We start from the raw sequence: 17,722 nt of genomic DNA, 5'->3' as shown, positions 1-17,722 counted from the left end.
ATACAAATACCCTTTCATATCTGACGTGAATGACTCATTCTGCTCAGAATCCCTCAAACTGAGTAGACATTTGGAAACTATAGTCTGTATAACTTTGGTGATATGGTGCTTTATTATTATTGTTGTTAAAGCATATTTAGTGTTTAAACAAGATCTAGCTATTGATTGGAGTGCAAGACGAAGACTCCTACGGGAAAAGCGGAATAGGTAAGACCCCGCAGGAGCGAAAGCTGTGAGGAGGCTTGCCTTCCGACCGAGGAAAGCGAAGTCTTGCACGGAAATCAATAGCGGCGTAACAAGCGATACTAACTAATTGTTTAATTGTTTGTCTTTAGAGGAACTGGATATAGTTATGTCCCAGCCTCATTAAGTTGGACATGAACAATTAAAAAAACCGGCTCAATAAGATGAGTCGGTTTAATCACTTTACCAATAATAATAGTAGCGTTTATGGGGACCTTTAAGCGGGGTGTTCACGAGCTGTCCCCCGAGAAACCCTAAGCCCAGTCCAATCAATCCTGCTCCGATTGGGTTTATACCATACCCATAACCACCCGCCGGACCATAGGGGACAGGACCAAAGCCCTGCGGGTATCCTTGCGGCGGATAACCCTGTGGACCGTAAACTTGCGGTGTGGCATAAGGTCCTTGAAAATAGGGTGTGTTTTGAGCCCCCACAGGACCATATCCCTGTGCCCCGCTGAGATAATCCCCTCCGTTCCCAAGGTTAGGGAAAGAGCCTGAGTTAAAAAAGGGCATTAAATTCTTTCTGTATATGGTACTCCTCTCATACATGTTCGTCACTCCTCTTTATTAGCCTATTATGAAAAGGAAAAAGGGGAAGGGCAAATGCCCTTGTTTTCGGAAAAGTATAGGACAAAGCGGCAAAAGTTCAACCTCTAAGTTTTCCATGTTAAAATGTTGGAAGAAATACAAATCAAAAAAATCTGGAATCTCACAAATAATTCACTATTTTTCTCTATAATAAAATTTGATGCAATTCTTATGTCATAAGGCTGGGTGTGAAGATGATGAAAAAATGGAATGTACTGATTGTAGATGATGAACCGGAAATGAGACAGCTGATCTCATTGTATTTAAACAGGGAGAATTATTTCTGTATTGAAGCCGAAAACGGTTTGGCTGCTCTTGATCAATTGAATAAAACACATGTCGATCTGATGATCGTGGATATAATGATGCCGTTCATGGATGGTTTCCGATTACTGGAAGAAGTAAGGGATCATAGTCAAATCCCCTTTATCTTCCTATCTGCCAAGGGGGATGACCTGGACAAGGTAAAGGGGCTTAAACTTGGTAGTGATGATTATATGGTTAAACCTTTCAACGCTGATGAGCTTGTGGCGCGCATTGAAACCATTCTAAGAAGATCATATGGTGTACAGACACGTTCCATGGTCGAAAGGTTTGGGCCTGTTACATTTAATTTGGCATCCAGGACCGTGTCCGTCGGTGATCATTCTCCCCGTTTGACTTTAAAGGAATATGAACTTTTCTTATTTCTCGCACGGAATCAGGGACGAGTATATAAAAGGGATCAACTTCTGGATCAAGTTTGGGGAAGAGATTACGAAGGAAGTGATCGAACGGTTGATACCCATATAAAAACATTGCGGCTGAAATTAAAAAATTACGGGCCGTTGATCGAGACGGTATGGGGACTTGGTTATAAATATGAGGGATCTCTTTGAAAAACGTAAACCTGACCCTCAATAAAAAAGTCTCTATCCTGTTGTTAAGCAGTCTATTTTTAACGATTGTCTTTTCGTTTCTCTTCATTCACTATCTCTACAAAGACCTCTATATAGGGACCGTGAAGGATTCACTCCTTTATCAGGGGCAGAGGACCGCTGCCCACTATCATTATGGGGATGTAAGCGGAAATATCAAGGACAAGATCCTCTGGTATAACGTCATCTCTCCCTATGAAGTTTCGGTTGTGGAGAACCTTGATGAATTAGGGAAGAGCTTCCCTTTTCTAATTGATCAAAAGCCCCTCATCAACCGCATGGATAGAAAAGAATTGGTGAAGGGCAATCATGTCATGAAAGAAGGATATGTAGACGAATTCAATCGGAAAGTGATAGGAGCCGTCTTTCCACTTATGAATGAGGATAAGTTAATGGGATATTTGTTTATTTATATCCCTCTTGCTGAAATGACGGAAGTGTTCAGCAAAGGTATCCCCATTTTAATATTGGCAGGGGTCATGTTTTATTTCGTGCTTTTTTTGATCATTCAGTCTTCACTGGACTCCTTGTTCAAACCTGTCAGGGAAATGCAAAGGTTCTCTAATCAAGTAGCCAACGGAAACTTTACGGAGCGTCTGGAGGTCACCACTAAAGATGAAATGGCTGAACTGGCACTCACGTTCAACAGTATGGTTGACTCTTTGCAGCACCAGGAGGATCGTAAGAGACAGTTCCTTTCGAATGTCGCCCATGAACTAAGGACTCCCCTCACGTACATCGGAGGGTATGCAAAAGCGTTGACCGACCGGGTACAAACAAATCCGGAAGAAATAGAAAAAAGCCTACACCTGATTCAAAAAGAGTCGGTGCGGATGCAGAAATTAATTACGGAACTCCTTGAATTGAATAAATTGGAAGATGCTGCATTTTCATTGGATATTGAACCGATGGTGCTGTCCCAATTCATTATGGACTCTTTAACACTGATCCGTCCACAAGCAGAATTGAAGCATATAGATATTAAACATACTTTAAATGAGGAATCGATCATTAACGGAGATCCAAACCGAGTGATGCAGGTGTTTTACAATATTTTGGACAATGCCCTGAAATATTCCCCGGAAGGGACCTCTATCTCCATCCACTCCTATGAGAAAGATGGTAAGGCGGTTGTGAAGATTAAGGATCATGGGATTGGCATTCCGGGCGACTCATTATCCCAAATAGGTGAACGATTCTACAGATCTGATCTGTCAAGGCAAAGGAACACCGGTGGATATGGACTTGGTTTATCCATCGCCAAGGAAATCATGCATAAGCATAAAGGTTCCTTCTCCATCGAAAGTGAAGAAGGCAAAGGAACGACGGTATATCTAACGTTTCCTTTGCTGGAATTATAAAAGACTGAGTCGAATGACTCAGTCTTTTATCTTCGCATTATCCAAATAAATTTTTGATTGATTTAAAGAAATTCCCAATTGCCTCTAATAACCCGGTAAAGAAATCTGACACTTTCTGTCCAAAACCTTCATCGTTCACAATTTCCTTAATGGTCGTTTGGATATCTTTCGTTAAGTCATCCAGCTGCTGTTGAACATTATCAAAATTTATATCAAGGGATCTCATCTTTTCAAATAGATCAATCAACAACTGACGATCCTCTGGACTTAGTTCTATGTTCAATGATTGGAGCTTGTCTTCGACGATCTTCTCGACTTCCTCTTTCGTCGCAGGATCTTGTTCAGCAATTTCCTTTTTGATCTCGGTTAACAATTTACTGACTTCTTCCTTATCAATACCTGACTCTTTCGCGAGTTCAGTAGCAACGGATAATTCTTCATTGGCCACTTCCATCCGAACCGTATCAAGCTTCTCTCCACTCACATCATACGCTTTATAAATACCTACTAAAGCGGAATGACCGCTCACCTTAACCGGGGAGGCAACATCCACTACTGCATTTTCGACTCCCGCTGTTAATAGTGCATTTGAATACATGGAATTCGTAACCTCGGTAATATTCTCCGGAGTCACAATATTAACCTTTAATCCTTCACCCTTTTCCTTACGGGTGATCATGGCTGAAGAGAACATGCGGGCGTTCCTGTTTTCTCCGTCAATATATTTTACAAGATCCTCACCAGTGGCCGTAAACTCATCCACTTCAGTTCCCTCATCCATACCCAATTGTTTTTGAACCTCTTTTTTTTGCTGGCTGGAGAGTGTTTCTCCATATACAACGATGGGCAGTCCGAATTTTTCATTAATGCTTGCTTTATCATTATCCGCGGCCGATGCCGGTTGAAGTCCGCTAACCATTAATGAACATAGTAAGATGATTCCAATAATCTTTTTCATGTGTATTCTCCCTTTTTTCATGATGGATAAAATCTTAGAACACATTCATTCTTACATTGTACCGCTACTCATGAATACGTTCATCCATCCAGAGTCTTATTTCTATCTATTCATTAGACGAAAGAGACCTTCAGAAAGTTACAAGGCCCATTGATACATTACCACAAAAAAAAGCTTAGCTCCATGTACCACGATTCTTCTTCTGTAAGAAGAGTCATGGTATACAGTGCTAAGCAGCATTCTAAAGGATATCTATCCAGATCTTAATAGCCGTTCCTAAAATCAATAGTGCTAATATCATTTGTAGAATCTTGGTGTTCATTTTCTTCCCTGCCATCGCTCCAAGTGGAGAGGCAATCAGACTTGCCACTACCATGATCATGGCTGGCAGGTAATCCACTTGCCCGGTGGTGATTTTCCCCACAGTCGACCCGATGGAAGAAATCAACGTAATGGCAAGAGAGGAAGCAATCGTCATTCTCGTAGGTATTTTCAGCACAACAAGCATGATGGGAACTAATAGAAAGGCACCTGCTGCACCTACAATACCTGCACCCACTCCCACGATGAGGGCTAGTATGGCAGCGAGCCATTTATTAAAAGAAACATCTTCCAGCTTCACATCATCTATCCCTTTTTTAGGAATGAACATCATGATGGCTGCAATAAGAGCAAGAATTCCATACACGATGTTAATTCCCGCTTCACTCATGAATTTTGATCCATACCCACCGATGAAACTACCGATTAATATACTTACCCCCATATACGTAATGAGTGATTTATTCAGGTAGCCCCCTTTTCGGTATGCCCACACTCCGCCAAGCGTTGCAAAGAATACTTGAACGGCACTGATGCCGGAAACTTCATGAGCGGAAAATGTAGCTACTCCCAACAAAGGCGGAATATATAAAAGCATTGGATATTTAATGATACTTCCTCCGATTCCAACCATTCCTGATATATAAGAACCGACGAAGCCGATTAGAAATATAGTTAAAATAAATGCCAAATCCATTTTGAGCCCTCCTCTTCTAATAAAATGGGAACCGCTCATGCAAGTTCCCATTGGAAATATTTATATCATCATCGTCAATTATCGAACAGCACAGCGATTTGGTCCGATTTCCATCTCCCGCTGCTTTTCTTCATCCGGCGTCACTTTTCCCATATTGGTTTCACGTATTTCCTGATAAGCATTCGGTTGTGAAGGCAGATTTTCAGACACAAGACTTCTGAATTCATCTTCGCTCTCAATGTTCAGTCCATGATTCTTGGCATATAATGTGCCAAGTTTCTCACCTACAGAACCGTCCTCATTTAATTCTTCAATAATCATGAAGTGAGCGGGTAAAACGGTCAGATCCATGGAAAGATCTTTGTAGCGTTTGTACAGACTTTCTCGTAAGTCCCCTACCCAGTCTTCTGCTTTTCCAGCAAGGTCAGGGCGTCCGATACTGTCAATAAATAAAATATCACCTGATAATAGATATTTCTCATCAATCACGAATGAGGTAGAACCAATTGTATGCCCTGGTGAGTATAGAGCATTAATATCGATGGTTGTATTTCCGATCTGTACTTTATTTCCATCTTCCAGTGCCGCATATTCAAATGTTACCTCTTCAGCATCTTTGGATGGTAACCAATACGTTGCTCCGGTTCTTTCTGCAATGGTACGGCCACCAGAAATATGATCCGCATGTAAGTGTGTATCGAATACATTAGTGATCTTTACATTTTTTGCTTTAGCGAAATCGATGAACACATCGGCCATACGTGTGGCATCTACAATCGCGGCTTCACCATTTGATACGACCATATAGGAAAGACACCCTTTACCCAGACGCACAAATTGATAAAGCTCTCCATCATTCGAGAGGTCCCCTACCTTAACCGGCTCTAAATGTTCACTCCAAGCCTTCATGCCACCCTCCAGATAAGACACGTCCTTCCCCTCATCTGAAAGCATTTCTGCAACCATGATGGAAGAGCCTTCTTTAGCACAAACCACAAGAATATCTTTATCTTCAGGCAGCTTATCCAAGATTTCTTCCACGCCGTCTAAAAGGTCGAAATAAGGAATATTCAAATATTCAACTTTTTCACCTTCGATTTTCCAATCTTCAAATGCATCCACGTTACGAACATCTAAGATGAATAATTCTTCTTTTTTCATTACTTTTTGTGCTACTTCTCTTGAATTCATTGGTTTTACCGCCATTATTTAACCCTCCTGAAAAATGAATTATTTAATATCCGACTCCAAGTCCCCAGACCAATCGCTCATACCCGGAACCACATTGAATACATTCGCAAATCCTTTTTCATCTAATAGTTGAGCTGCCATGTCACTTCTGTTTCCTGTACGGCATACAACATAAACTTCTTTGTCTTTATTCAATTCATTCACACGGTTTTCAAGTTCCCCTAGGGGTATCGAAACAGCCCCCGGTATATGATTAAAGGCATATTCCGCTTTTTCGCGGACATCCAGAACGATCACATTTTCATCGCTTAATTTCCCTGCCAGTGTGGCGTTGTCTGTAACAGCCTCGTGTTTACGCTCAACTGTCTCTTCACCGCTTGATTTTCGGACGAAATGCTTAAGGACGTCCCCTTCTTCGATGGTACCTAGATAATCATGGCCGGAACTCTTTGCCCATGCTTGAAGATCCGCCTTTGATCCTTTATCGGTAGCCTGAATTTCAATCACCTGTCCTGCTTCCAGGTTATTCATCGCTTTTTTTGTTTTTACAATCGGCATCGGACAAGCGAGTCCTTTTGCATCCAATACGAAGTTCGATTCAAGATTATTCATATAGAAACCTCCATTTACCTCATAGGGTATATTTGTTTTCAAAAAAAATTAAATGAATAAATTCACGTTTCCATTTTCGGCATCTGCCAAATAAGCTGCTACCCCAGCGTATTCGATTTCTTCCAATAATTCATCCTTGTGTAACCCCAACAGATCCATGGTCATGGTACATGCAACCAATTTAATTTCCTGTTCTCTTGCCATATCGATCAAATCAGGCAGAGGCATGGCATTATGCTTTTTCATGACACCTTTGATCATTTTTGGACCCATGCCCATAAAGTTCATGTTTGACAACCCCATTTTATCAGCTCCACGAGGCATCATTTTTCCAAACATTTTTTCCATGAATCCTTTTTTAACGGGTACCATTTCTTCTTTTCTCAAAGCATTCAATCCCCAGAACGTATGGAAGATCGTTACTTCATGATCATATGCTGCAGCACCGTTGGCAATGATATAGGCTGCCATCGCTTTATCGTAATCGCCACTAAATAGAATAATATTGGTTGTTTTTCTCTCTGACATTGTGTCCCCTCCTATTTACTACAGGGGGTATATTCCCCCTCAAAAAAATTTAGCCTTTTTTTATCCAAAATGTAAATACATCATTTTCTTCATTCGAATCGAGTAATTCATGTCCTGTAGACTTAGCCCATGCTGTAAGATCACTTTTTGCACCTTTATCTGTTGTTTGAACCTCCAGGATTTGGCCGGATTCGATTTCTTTAATAGCCTTTCGGGTTTTTACGATTGGCATCGGACAAGCAAGTCCCTTTGCATCTAATACTTTATCTGCGTTCATGTGTGTTTCCTCCTCGTTTTTTAAATACCCATGAGGGTATAATATACAATATAAAAAAAGATGTCAACCTTTTTCGTTATCGACTTTTCACTAATAGATTTACCGCTTCTTTCACGAGTGCTTCTGTACTTTCCCCGGATTCATGCGAGTCCCTGACACACTCAACAAGATTCATACTAACAATTAAACCTACGGATCGGTCAAGAGCTGTTTTGGCTGCGGAAAGCTGCGTGATGACGTCTTTACAATCTTCCGCTTGCTCCATCATTCTTACAATCCCACGGAGCTGCCCTTCCACACGTTTTATTCGATTCTTAATTTGTGCATTGTATTCCATCAAGACACCTCCTGTTGGCTTGTTGATTTCTTGCTACATTCACTATGTTATACCCTGGCAGGTATTAAGTCAAGGGGAGAATCACATTTTTTCAAAAGGCTGTTTTCATTCGTTGTTGCATTTGGATGTAGCGGGTGGTGGTTGATTTCCGCTCAAGGTGCTCGCTTTCCGCGGGGCTGGCGGTGTGCCTCCTCGGGCTTCGCCCTGCGGGGTCTCACCTGTCCAGCTATTCCCCTAGGAGTCGAGCACCTTCCGCTCCAATCAACTATACAAAACTTTTACTATCATAAAGGAAATAGATTGCTTATGCCGCTGCTTTTTCATTCGTTGTAGTGAACGATTTTATTTAATCCTACTTACTTTAACCTTTCATAACCGATGTTCACGATCTATTTTACTCTGTCAACACTTACTACGTTAGAGGGTGAAGGGAACTGCGTAGACTCCTACGGAAAAAGGGCGTGGCGAGACCCCGGAAGCGTTTTTTGCTGAGGAGGCTCAGTTCCCTGCACCACATCCTAAATGACAGAGCACCGTAAATCTTAGATTGTATGTGAATAGCAACAACCTTTGCGAAAACCGCCTTTCAAAATAATCATGTTTGGAAGTGGCATATAAGACTGATTACAATCAATGCGTACAATCAGTCTTATAAATGCAGTAAGGGAAAATGATTAGATCAGATAAAACGCGATTTGCCTTTTCGCCATATATTCCAGTCGATGCTGGATGAATGCAACCGGCTCCTCCAGATATATGGGGATGATTTGATCCCACTCAGGAATATATTGTTGTATGTTGAACTCCAGTGCATAACAGGTATTGGCTGTAAGGGGGAGATCGCCTTTGATGGGAATATCATTTTGTTGATCATATAGGCCGATTAAGGCACCGGCTTCATGACAATGATTCCCTAATGGATGAGAATACAGCATCGCCTCGATTTCTTCCTCTCTTGCTTTTATCATGGCTCTTTGAAACACTTCGTTCCCCGTTCTTCCGACTTTCATTTCCCCGGTTATGATATCTTCGAATCTCAAGGCGGTTTGTAATGCAGATTGAAGTCCTTCAGGAGCTTCTTCCTCACCTGGATAAAGGACATATGCCAGCTGTTGGGTATCCGTTGCGAGGCCAAGATATCGAATACCAAAATCCAAATGCACGATATCTCCAAAACGAATAATCTCTCCCTCTAATCGATCCATCACAGAACCCTTTCTTTGCAAATCCACAGTAGGATAAAAGGAGGTATCCAAACCAGCGTCTAACACCCGTTGTCGTATCCAGTCAACAACATCTTCTGTAGTTGTGATTCCAGGATGAATCACTCTCAGGGATAACGCTTCTTCCGCAATCATCCTGCCAAGCTCGGCTATCGCAGGGTATGCCACTAATTCCTTGGTGGTTCTAATGGATAGCCAATCCACAATGACATGTTGAGCAGATACAAATTTATGTGAGTGCTCGTCTAACAGCATGCTTAGCTGCTGATAACATGAATGACTCAAACCATCCGCTACGGCAAAAGTCGATGAATAATTCAATGCGATCGTATCAGGGTCGTGCTCATCCACAAGACGTTTAAGGCATTCCCATTGATCACACTCTTCAGGATTCCATGCTCTTTCATAAAAAGGCTCAAAATTCGGATTGGGATGCAAAACCCATTTTTTCAGATGCTCATCCTGATCCAAATAAAATACAAGGATGGTCAACCTTCTCGAACCGTCAACTGATGTTGGGTAAAGGCTCTTCAGGACAGGATCTTCATTATATTCCCTCCCTGCCGTGATCCACATGTCTACCTTGTGTTTTTTCATTAAAGCAGGTAACAGTGTATTCAGGCGATGAAACAGCCAACGATTTTTGGTTTCTTCCCTTTTTTTTAAGGGGAGAATGGCAGATAGATATATATTCTCACTTTCCATTTGAACGACTCCCTTGTTTTATTGATATTTACACTTTCGACAAAATCACCTATTTCCCCTTCCCAACACAAAAATGACCATTGAATAACTTCCCCAATGGTCACTCTCCCCACTTATGTATATCGCCCGAATTAGTAGATTCCCTCTTCTTGGTAAATGGCTTTCTGAAGATGAGATGCAAATCCTTCCAGGTGAGAAAGCGTACAGATATCTTCTTCTAATAAAGGTACTTCGTATAGAGATTGGTCCGTAAATCTTTCTTGCATCATACGCAAGTAGACTTTTTCCTGCTCTCTTCTTTTCTGTAAGAACCCGCCATCCGCCTGATTCGGCAGGATTTTATTCACAACCAGCCCCCCAATATTAAGGGAATGCGATGACATCAACTTAATCGCTTTTTCCGTTTCGAGAATCGGTAATCTTTCTGGTATTAGTACGAAAATAAAACCTGTCTTGTGCCGGTTAAGCAGTATATCTCTGACTTTTGAAAATTTTTCACGGCGTTTTTGAAGGACATCGTATATTGGATCCTCAACCGGTTCACCATCATTCAAAAGCTGGGAATAATTCTTATTTGTTTTCTTTCTTCTTTCAAGCATGCCATCCATCCATACTCCCATTAATTCGGGAAGAGATAATAGGCGGATCGTATGTCCTGTAGGCGCTGTGTCAAAAATGATTTTGTCATATCCATTTCCTTCTTCCAGAATGATCGATACAATCCTATCAAACAAGGCAGCCTCTTCCGCCCCTGGTGCTGAAGCAGCCATATCGATTTGCCGGTGGACTTCACTCACCATATTGGACTTTACCATACCTTTAAGGTTCCCTTTCACTCCATTGATGTATTGACGCGTTTCTGCCTCTGGATCAATTTCGATTCCCCATAGTAGTTTCGTTAACGGGGTCGTGTACCCATTTATTTCCTGATGAAATATATCTCCAAGATTATGAGCAGGATCCGTTGAGACGATCAGCGTTTTTTTACCCATTTTTGCAAACATGACTGCCAGGGCAGATGCCGTTGTCGATTTTCCAACCCCTCCTTTTCCCCCCACAAATATAATAGACTGTTTCAATAAATCATCCATGAATTCCCTTCCTTTCGCTCTAACAACATCTGATTCCATCCAGTGGCGAGTGTTCCATCCCCATTCTTAGGTGCCAATCATGAAATTTCTCTATCATATATGGATAGAGTTCAAGCGTGTAGTAAAATACAGGGTTAGGTATTCCAAGCATATCCGAATAGAGCATCAATAAGAATAAATCCTCTTCGTCCCTCAACTCCCTGGCTATTTCCGTTTTGTGAGGAAGACGGATCATATCATCATATAATTTCATTACCCTTTTGAATTTATCCATCATCGTTGTATCCAAGTGATCCCTCCTTCCTAATCAAAAGGGGACCCCGATTCGAGTCCCCATACTTCCATGCTTACACCGAGAACTGAGAAGGATCATCACCTTTTTTAGACAGTGAAGATGCTGCTGTGATGAGAATCCAGAGGGTAAAAATCAATATGATGCTTCCAAAAATGAAAAGTAGCATATTCCCTTCGGATTCCCCTGCTCCTGACCATTCAAATACAACCTGATTGACCATTGCCCAAAGCGTCATAAACATGAGAAACAACATTGGAATCAATGTAGCCAGGTAATTCCTCCCCTGTCTCTTTAGCCATATGGTAATAAGGAGTAAACTGATCCCCGCCAACAACTGATTCGATGTCCCGAACAATGGCCAAAGAAGATATCCACCTGATCCGAATCCTTTAGGGCCCTGAGGCAATAGTGTCAAAGCCGCACTTGATACCACTGCAATCGTAGTCGCAACGTGTGCGTTAGTTAATGAAAGTACTTTGTACTCCTCTCCCAATTCAGAAATGATATAGCGCATTAGACGAACAGATGAATCCAGGGTTGTGGCCGCGAAGCTTACAATGATGACGGAAACGATCGTTGCAGCAATATCCGCTGGGATCCCCACTCCCGTGGCAAGTTGTCCTGCGCCCTTTATGAACACGCCCAATCCCGCTCCGCTTGCTGCTGCAAATCCACTGTAGGTTGCCTGGAATTCTTCCACGTTAGGGAAAAATGTAATACAGGCAATGATGGCAATCAGGGCAAGTGCCCCTTCCCCTACCGCTCCTAAATAACCGACGAAGCGGGCATCTGTTTCTTTATTCAGCTGCTTAGAAGAGGTCCCGGATGACACCAGTCCGTGGAAACCGGAAATGGCGCCGCACGCAATCGTAATAAATAATAATGGGAACCATGATACATCTGCAGATCCATTTGTCATCGGTGCAGTGATTTCTGGATTAGTGAACAGTAGACCGAGATATAATAACCCAAGACCCACGATCAATTGATGTGAGTTGATATAATCACGAGGCTGTAATAGTTTCCATACGGGAAGAATGGAAGCTATGTACACGTAAATCATCAGGATAACGATCCACACAAGGAAAGCCATGCTCGTGGAACTTAATCCAAAAAGTGAGGTCGCATCCTGACCTCCAAAGTATCGGACCAGATCAATTTGCAGAAAATCTATCCGACTTGCAATGACCGCTGATGCGTACATGACTCCGAGAGCTACGATTGACGGTAATAACATACTTCCATTCCGTTTGTAGACGGAATATCCAATCCAGACAGCCAGCGGAATTTGGATAAACACAGATAAAACACTTGCTGGGAATGTAATGAATAAATTCGCAATGACCCAGGCAAAAACCGCATTAACCATTAACACAAGAATTAAAATAATGAATAAAAAAAGTACTTTTGCCCTCTTTCCTATCAACTTATTGGCTAAGGAACCAACAGATTGTCCTTTATTTCGAACAGACAGCACCAGGGTCCCGAAATCATGGACACCTGCAGCGAACACTGTACCGAAAATCACCCAAAGGAAAGCAGGAAGCCATCCCCAATACACAGCGATAGCCGGTCCCACGATAGGAGCAGCACCAGCAACGGAAGTGAAATGGTGACCCCAAAGGACAAATTTATTCGTTGGTACGAAGTCGACTCCATCTTTATACTGGTGAGAGGGTGTCACATAATTCGGATCCAGCCTGTACACTCTTTCCGCGATAAGAGTTGAATAATATTTATACCCTACTAGAAACACAATACCCCCTATGACCGCTAACCATATTCCTCCCATCAAATTCCTCCCTAATCCAATGATTTTTACATACATTAAATTTCTGAATTTTTTGAATGTATGCGCTTACTACATTTTACATTTGGTTTTTCTGGATTTCAATGAGAACTTAGTACTCTTTGTTACTACATTCATCACTCCTGGATCTCTTAAAACATTCAAAAAAGGCCGATTCACTTGGGGAATCGGCCCTTTTTCTGAAATCATCGGACGAATATGCTGTCCTCGTCTGTGGGATCAACGGCTTGGGGTATATCTACCGTTGTCCTTAAAATCGTTTGTTCCGTATCAGTCGTTTTAGGGTGTCGGGCATTTGTAGGGAATTCAAATGGTATCCTTTTTTCCTCCCCGGCCATAATCGTCCCTATACTGTCTAGTGTAATCGTATCTAGATCTTTTTCATGGTATGGAAAATCACTATCCTGCTTATCTTCTTCATACTTTAGGAGAAGTAATAGTTGAATTTCATTTACCGGCTGATCGGCCATCCCCCCCTTTAATACGACATCCCCCTTGATGTGATCTCCGGGTGAAATCTCTGTCGTGTGCACGATGGTATCCACCTTCACATGACCTATACCGATACTTGACAAAAACTTGTTTAACATTGATTAAAGCCCCCTTAGTCTGTTTCTACTCCTTGACATACTAGCAATTCCCCCGCCGATTCGTCCATTCTTACATATTCTTCTAATACTCTGCAAAGAATATAAGGGAATCTTCAGGAAGGAGGAAATAAATTGAAAAAAATAGTGGTATCATTTGCAGCTGCCCTCATCATCAGCTTTGGATTCAATTCAATCGTGTCTGCAGAAGGTCAAAGTCAAGGCCAGACGCCGGGACAACAAGTGAATCTGACAAAAGACCAAAAAGCAGAGCTTGGAAAATTGCACGAACAGATGTATACAACGAAAAAAGAACTTGTGAAGAAATACGTCGAGTACGGTGTCTTTACCAAAGAACAAGGCGACCAAGTGCTGAACATGATGGAAACAAAACATCAAAAGCTGAAAGAAAATGGTTATATGATGAGATGGCATCCACATCCTCATCACGGAAAGCAACTTGATCTCAAAGAATAGATAAGGAAATAGGGCAAATCTTGCCCTATTCTGTTTTCCCGAACCATTTTAAATAGCAGATTGGCTAAACTGAGCCTTACATATGCGGGAAACTTCCCATATATCCTCCATCGACACATCATAATGAGTCGTGAAACGGACCAGGGTCGGTCCAAACGTCACGGCCAATATACCTTTTCTCTCTAAATCTTCTACAAATTGTGTTGCTGTCATTCCTGTGCCGGATACATCAGCCACTACAATATTAGTATCCACTTCATTGATGGTTTCAATCCCGTTACATGCTTGAAAGGTTTCTTTGAGGATTCTTGCTTTCTCATGATCTTCTGACAAACGTCCTCTCATCGTGTTCAAGGCAACCAATCCTGGAGCCGCAATCACCCCGGCTTGCCTAAGTCCCCCGCCCAAGCGTTTTCTCCACTTTCGAGCCTTCTTAATAAAGTTCTTGTCACCTGCAATGATTGAACCTACCGGTGCGCCCAAGCCTTTCGATAAACATATTTGAACGGTATCACAATGATCAGTAAATTCCTTTACGTCGCGACCACTTGCGGCAACCGCATTAAAGAGCCGGGCTCCGTCAACATGCACCGGGATGGAGTGTTTCCTGGCAATGGTATGGATGGCTTGCATGTTTTCCGGTGAAACGATCGCCCCTCCCGCACGGTTGTGGGTATTTTCCAGACAAATCAATCCCGTTTCAGGAAAATGCTGATCCTCCGTACGAATTGCAGCTTCTATTTCACCAGGATCCATTTCCCCATTGTTCCCTGTAATCGTACGGGTTTGAACACCGGCCAAAGCCGCAACTGCTCCTGATTCGTAGTAAAAGATATGCGAATTCGTTTCTAATATAATTTCATTTCCCGGTCTGGTATGGGTCAATACGGCAATTTGGTTCCCCTGGGTACCACTTGTGACAAATAATGCTTCCTCTTTCCCAAGAATACTGGCTGCTTCCTTTTCAAGCCTTAGGACAGAAGGGTCTTCACCATACACGTCATCCCCTACTTCAGCCTCATAAGCTGCCCTTCTCATTTCCGCCGTTGGTTTTGTTACCGTATCACTTCGTAAGTCAATCACAATGACCATCCTCCTCTATAACTTTCACTAGATTCATTATAACAAAGGATATTAATCGGTGAATCATTTTGAAGTAAACCCATTCAAGTAACCATAATACTTCATTAAAATTCATTAATATTAAAATTATAATTGTAGTAATACTCCGATTTCACATCATTATTTATGTTCTTATTATCAATTTGCACTGAATGAATTTCCTAATGGATTTGAGAATTCCATGAAAGAGCATGCACTGGCTTACTTTAAGAAAAACGGCTCTCTTCTATTATATGCTGAGTATTCTAAATTCCTTGGCAAATATTATCACAGAATGGGAAAATACAAACGTGCTGCATTCTACCTAAATGAAGCCAATATCATTTATGAAGAAATGCTGCCTTTATAAGGAGGTGGTTAAAAAATGAAAAAGCTGAGAAAATTATTGATCATCACCAGCCTCACAGCTATGGCCATTGCCGGCGTGGTAGTCATTCACTCAAATGAAGAAGAATTCCCACCGTTCTCAACTAAACTATAAACATAATCAGCACTGAGGTTGTTATTCATACACAAATTGTAGTTTTCGTATGTTCGATCATTTGGGTTGTCTCGGAGCAGAATGAGTCATGCACATCAGATAAGAAAGAGTATTTATATAATTAATGGTTATCTGTCACTTCCCTAATAGAATACCTGTTAGTGTATGAAATGAAGCAATCTCGCCATTACAATGTTATAGTGAAAGACTTACGCTTTGACAGTTGATTGAAGCGGAAGGTGCTCGACTCCTGCGGGAAAAGCTGGACAGGTGAGACCCCGCAGGGCAAGGCCCGAGGAGGCTCACCGCCAGCCCCGCTTGAAAGCGAGCACCTGGAGTGGAAATCAACCACTACTTACTACATCCAAAATTAGTAATATTTACGTAAACAGCCAAATGACCAATCCGAACGATTTCGAATTTCAAAAAAGAACTTCGATTGATCGTTCTGATATTTTTTAACTAAACACTTTTGTCACAGTCTCTGTCTTTTTCATTAAAAATGCTCTTAATCAATGAAATTTTCTGAAAAAAGAGATATAGTTATGATTGAATACATATATAAGGGGGATTACAAATGAATCAAGCATTTGAGAGAAACTTAGGAAGATATGCAGATCTGATCATAGAAGTCGGATTGAATCTGCAAAAGGGACAGGAACTGATGATATCAGCGCCTATTACATCATACGAATTTGTTCGCCTGATTACAGAGAAAGCATATGAAGCAGGAGCACTGAATGTACTAACGGATTTCTATGATGATGAACTGAAAAAAATACGTTTGGAGAAATCTGCCGAGGAAGGATTGAAAGCGTTTCCTGAATGGAAAGCGAAAGGATATATTGAGATGGCAGAGAACAATGTGGCATTATTGAACTTAGCTGCCCCGAATCCTTCTCTGTTAAGGGACTCAGACCCTACGCGTGTCGCTATGTTGAACAAAACCTCTGCAGAAGCGATGAAAGACTTTTCAGCTTATATCGGAGGCGGAAAAATCAGCTGGTTGATCGCTGCGATACCAACAGTGGAATGGGCTCAAACCGTTTTTCCTGACCTGTCTCAAGAAGACGCTTTCACCAAACTGTGGGAGAACATCTTTTATACAACCAGAACGGACCAGGAAAATACCGTCGAATTATGGGAAGCGCATATCGATGACCTTAACAAAAACGCTCAACGGTTAAATGAAGGGAAGTACAAAAAGCTTCATTATAAAGGACCGGGAACAGATCTGACCATCGAATTCCACCCTAAAACAAAATGGATCAGTGCCCAATTCACCAATGATAAAGGAATTCCTTTCGTTCCGAACCTTCCGACAGAGGAAGTGTTTTCGATTCCCAATAAGTATGGTGTGAACGGTTTAGTATCCAGTACAAAGCCTCTAAATTATAGCGGGACCCTTATCAAGAATTTCTCACTGACCTTCAAGGAAGGGAAAGTCATTGACTACACGGCTGAAGAAGGCTATGAAACACTAAAGAACTTACTTGGAACGGATGAAGGTGCATCTTATTTGGGTGAGGTTGCATTGGTACCGCACGATTCCCCAATTTCCAATACAAATATCGTTTTCAACAACACCCTTTTTGATGAAAATGCGTCTTGTCATATTGCATTGGGCAGGGCTCTGTCTGTATGTGTTGAGGATGGTAAGACGATGACGCCTGAGCAATTACAGGAAATTGGCTTTAACGAAAGCATGATTCACGTGGACTTCATGATCGGATCATCACAATTGGATATTGACGGTGAAAAGGCGGATGGTACGATTGAACCGATTTTTAAAGCTGGTGATTGGGTTTAATTTTTAATTTTAATGGCAGAATAACGTTGGAGGCTTAAATAGTTCATTTAAGCCTCTTTCTTATGGCCATTGCTTTTACTGACTAGGA

Annotated in this window: 19 protein-coding genes; 5 read left to right on the top strand and 14 right to left on the bottom strand. The window is 41.7% G+C overall.

Annotation, left to right across the window (positions count from 1 at the left end):
- Positions 1-426: 426 nt before the first annotated feature.
- Entirely contained in the window at positions 427-804 is a 378-nt protein-coding gene (locus NQ095_RS02645; protein ID WP_258261957.1) for a hypothetical protein, read from the bottom strand.
- A 227-nt stretch (positions 805-1,031) separates the two neighbouring features.
- Between NQ095_RS02645 and NQ095_RS02640 the strand changes: the two genes are divergently transcribed.
- Positions 1,032-1,712 carry a response regulator transcription factor gene (locus NQ095_RS02640; RefSeq protein ID WP_258262204.1) on the top strand — a complete coding sequence of 227 codons (681 nt, stop codon included), beginning with the start codon at positions 1,032-1,034 and terminating at the stop codon, positions 1,710-1,712.
- The gene (locus NQ095_RS02635) at positions 1,709-3,112 is read left to right on the top strand and encodes a sensor histidine kinase (RefSeq protein ID WP_258261956.1); all 1,404 of its coding nucleotides are present in this window, start codon (positions 1,709-1,711) and stop codon (positions 3,110-3,112) included. Before NQ095_RS02640 ends, NQ095_RS02635 begins: the two co-directional genes overlap by 4 nt.
- Positions 3,113-3,149: 37 nt before the next feature.
- On the opposite strand, the gene NQ095_RS02630 is transcribed toward NQ095_RS02635, so the two are convergent.
- The 12 genes from NQ095_RS02630 to NQ095_RS02575 all read right to left on the bottom strand — a co-directional run bounded on the left by NQ095_RS02630 (position 3,150) and on the right by NQ095_RS02575 (position 13,747).
- Entirely contained in the window at positions 3,150-4,070 is a 921-nt protein-coding gene (locus tag NQ095_RS02630; RefSeq protein WP_258261955.1) for a DUF1002 domain-containing protein, read from the bottom strand.
- Between the two features lie 241 nt (positions 4,071-4,311).
- Positions 4,312-5,088: a sulfite exporter TauE/SafE family protein gene (locus tag NQ095_RS02625; RefSeq protein WP_034759056.1), complete on the bottom strand. Its 777-nt coding sequence runs from the start codon at positions 5,086-5,088 to the stop codon at positions 4,312-4,314.
- Between the two features lie 78 nt (positions 5,089-5,166).
- A complete protein-coding gene (locus tag NQ095_RS02620; RefSeq protein ID WP_258261954.1) occupies positions 5,167-6,294 on the bottom strand; it encodes an MBL fold metallo-hydrolase in 1,128 nt (375 codons plus the stop codon).
- Between the two features lie 24 nt (positions 6,295-6,318).
- Entirely contained in the window at positions 6,319-6,891 is a 573-nt protein-coding gene (locus NQ095_RS02615; RefSeq protein ID WP_229592770.1) for a sulfurtransferase TusA family protein, read from the bottom strand.
- A gap of 48 nt (positions 6,892-6,939) precedes the next feature.
- The gene (locus NQ095_RS02610; RefSeq protein WP_034759048.1) at positions 6,940-7,419 is read right to left on the bottom strand and encodes a DsrE/DsrF/DrsH-like family protein; all 480 of its coding nucleotides are present in this window, start codon (positions 7,417-7,419) and stop codon (positions 6,940-6,942) included.
- 49 nt (positions 7,420-7,468) lie between these two features.
- Positions 7,469-7,696, bottom strand: a complete 228-nt coding sequence (locus tag NQ095_RS02605; RefSeq protein ID WP_034759045.1) for a sulfurtransferase TusA family protein — start codon at positions 7,694-7,696, stop codon at positions 7,469-7,471.
- Between the two features lie 76 nt (positions 7,697-7,772).
- The gene (locus NQ095_RS02600; protein ID WP_258261953.1) at positions 7,773-8,033 is read right to left on the bottom strand and encodes a metal-sensitive transcriptional regulator; all 261 of its coding nucleotides are present in this window, start codon (positions 8,031-8,033) and stop codon (positions 7,773-7,775) included.
- Between the two features lie 674 nt (positions 8,034-8,707).
- Positions 8,708-9,961 carry a M24 family metallopeptidase gene (locus NQ095_RS02595; protein WP_258261952.1) on the bottom strand — a complete coding sequence of 418 codons (1,254 nt, stop codon included), beginning with the start codon at positions 9,959-9,961 and terminating at the stop codon, positions 8,708-8,710.
- A 131-nt stretch (positions 9,962-10,092) separates the two neighbouring features.
- Positions 10,093-11,052, bottom strand: coding sequence for an ArsA family ATPase (locus NQ095_RS02590; protein WP_258261951.1), 960 nt, complete (start codon positions 11,050-11,052; stop codon positions 10,093-10,095).
- A gap of 19 nt (positions 11,053-11,071) precedes the next feature.
- Entirely contained in the window at positions 11,072-11,329 is a 258-nt protein-coding gene (locus tag NQ095_RS02585; protein WP_258262203.1) for a cory-CC-star protein, read from the bottom strand.
- 70 nt (positions 11,330-11,399) lie between these two features.
- Entirely contained in the window at positions 11,400-13,139 is a 1,740-nt protein-coding gene (locus tag NQ095_RS02580) for a carbon starvation CstA family protein (protein ID WP_258261950.1), read from the bottom strand.
- Positions 13,140-13,342: 203 nt separating this feature from the next.
- Positions 13,343-13,747: a sporulation protein gene (locus NQ095_RS02575; RefSeq protein ID WP_258261949.1), complete on the bottom strand. Its 405-nt coding sequence runs from the start codon at positions 13,745-13,747 to the stop codon at positions 13,343-13,345.
- A gap of 132 nt (positions 13,748-13,879) precedes the next feature.
- On the opposite strand from NQ095_RS02575, the gene NQ095_RS02570 reads away from it, so the two are divergent.
- Positions 13,880-14,221 carry a YckD family protein gene (locus tag NQ095_RS02570; protein ID WP_258261948.1) on the top strand — a complete coding sequence of 114 codons (342 nt, stop codon included), beginning with the start codon at positions 13,880-13,882 and terminating at the stop codon, positions 14,219-14,221.
- Between the two features lie 48 nt (positions 14,222-14,269).
- On the opposite strand, the gene NQ095_RS02565 is transcribed toward NQ095_RS02570, so the two are convergent.
- The gene (locus NQ095_RS02565) at positions 14,270-15,304 is read right to left on the bottom strand and encodes a threonine aldolase family protein (RefSeq protein WP_258261947.1); all 1,035 of its coding nucleotides are present in this window, start codon (positions 15,302-15,304) and stop codon (positions 14,270-14,272) included.
- A 220-nt stretch (positions 15,305-15,524) separates the two neighbouring features.
- Here NQ095_RS02565 and NQ095_RS02560 point away from each other — a divergent pair, with 220 nt between their 5' ends.
- The gene (locus tag NQ095_RS02560) at positions 15,525-15,692 is read left to right on the top strand and encodes a hypothetical protein (protein ID WP_258261946.1); all 168 of its coding nucleotides are present in this window, start codon (positions 15,525-15,527) and stop codon (positions 15,690-15,692) included.
- 709 nt (positions 15,693-16,401) lie between these two features.
- Positions 16,402-17,634, top strand: a complete 1,233-nt coding sequence (locus NQ095_RS02555) for an aminopeptidase (protein WP_258261945.1) — start codon at positions 16,402-16,404, stop codon at positions 17,632-17,634.
- The last annotated feature ends 88 nt before the right edge of the window (positions 17,635-17,722 follow it).

This window comes from Rossellomorea sp. SC111 (assembly GCF_024733565.1).
Taxonomy (GTDB): Bacteria; Bacillota; Bacilli; order Bacillales; family Bacillaceae_B; genus Rossellomorea.
Note: the sequence above shows the minus strand (reverse complement) of the source record. Positions and strands in the feature narration are given on the sequence as shown.

What these genes read in the sequence shown, in the direction of transcription:
- NQ095_RS02640 (WP_258262204.1), top strand. Translation starts at nt 1,032, where the DNA reads ATGAAAAAATGGAATGTACTGATTGTAGATGATGAACCGGAAATGAGA.
- NQ095_RS02630 (WP_258261955.1), bottom strand. Translation starts at nt 4,070, where the DNA reads ATGAAAAAGATTATTGGAATCATCTTACTATGTTCATTAATGGTTAGC.
- NQ095_RS02625 (WP_034759056.1), bottom strand. Translation starts at nt 5,088, where the DNA reads ATGGATTTGGCATTTATTTTAACTATATTTCTAATCGGCTTCGTCGGT.
- NQ095_RS02620 (WP_258261954.1), bottom strand. Translation starts at nt 6,294, where the DNA reads ATGGCGGTAAAACCAATGAATTCAAGAGAAGTAGCACAAAAAGTAATG.
- NQ095_RS02615 (WP_229592770.1), bottom strand. Translation starts at nt 6,891, where the DNA reads ATGAATAATCTTGAATCGAACTTCGTATTGGATGCAAAAGGACTCGCT.
- NQ095_RS02610 (WP_034759048.1), bottom strand. Translation starts at nt 7,419, where the DNA reads ATGTCAGAGAGAAAAACAACCAATATTATTCTATTTAGTGGCGATTAC.
- NQ095_RS02605 (WP_034759045.1), bottom strand. Translation starts at nt 7,696, where the DNA reads ATGAACGCAGATAAAGTATTAGATGCAAAGGGACTTGCTTGTCCGATG.
- NQ095_RS02600 (WP_258261953.1), bottom strand. Translation starts at nt 8,033, where the DNA reads ATGGAATACAATGCACAAATTAAGAATCGAATAAAACGTGTGGAAGGG.
- NQ095_RS02595 (WP_258261952.1), bottom strand. Translation starts at nt 9,961, where the DNA reads ATGGAAAGTGAGAATATATATCTATCTGCCATTCTCCCCTTAAAAAAA.
- NQ095_RS02590 (WP_258261951.1), bottom strand. Translation starts at nt 11,052, where the DNA reads ATGGATGATTTATTGAAACAGTCTATTATATTTGTGGGGGGAAAAGGA.
- NQ095_RS02585 (WP_258262203.1), bottom strand. Translation starts at nt 11,329, where the DNA reads ATGATGGATAAATTCAAAAGGGTAATGAAATTATATGATGATATGATC.
- NQ095_RS02580 (WP_258261950.1), bottom strand. Translation starts at nt 13,139, where the DNA reads ATGGGAGGAATATGGTTAGCGGTCATAGGGGGTATTGTGTTTCTAGTA.
- NQ095_RS02575 (WP_258261949.1), bottom strand. Translation starts at nt 13,747, where the DNA reads ATGTTAAACAAGTTTTTGTCAAGTATCGGTATAGGTCATGTGAAGGTG.
- NQ095_RS02560 (WP_258261946.1), top strand. Translation starts at nt 15,525, where the DNA reads ATGAAAGAGCATGCACTGGCTTACTTTAAGAAAAACGGCTCTCTTCTA.
- NQ095_RS02555 (WP_258261945.1), top strand. Translation starts at nt 16,402, where the DNA reads ATGAATCAAGCATTTGAGAGAAACTTAGGAAGATATGCAGATCTGATC.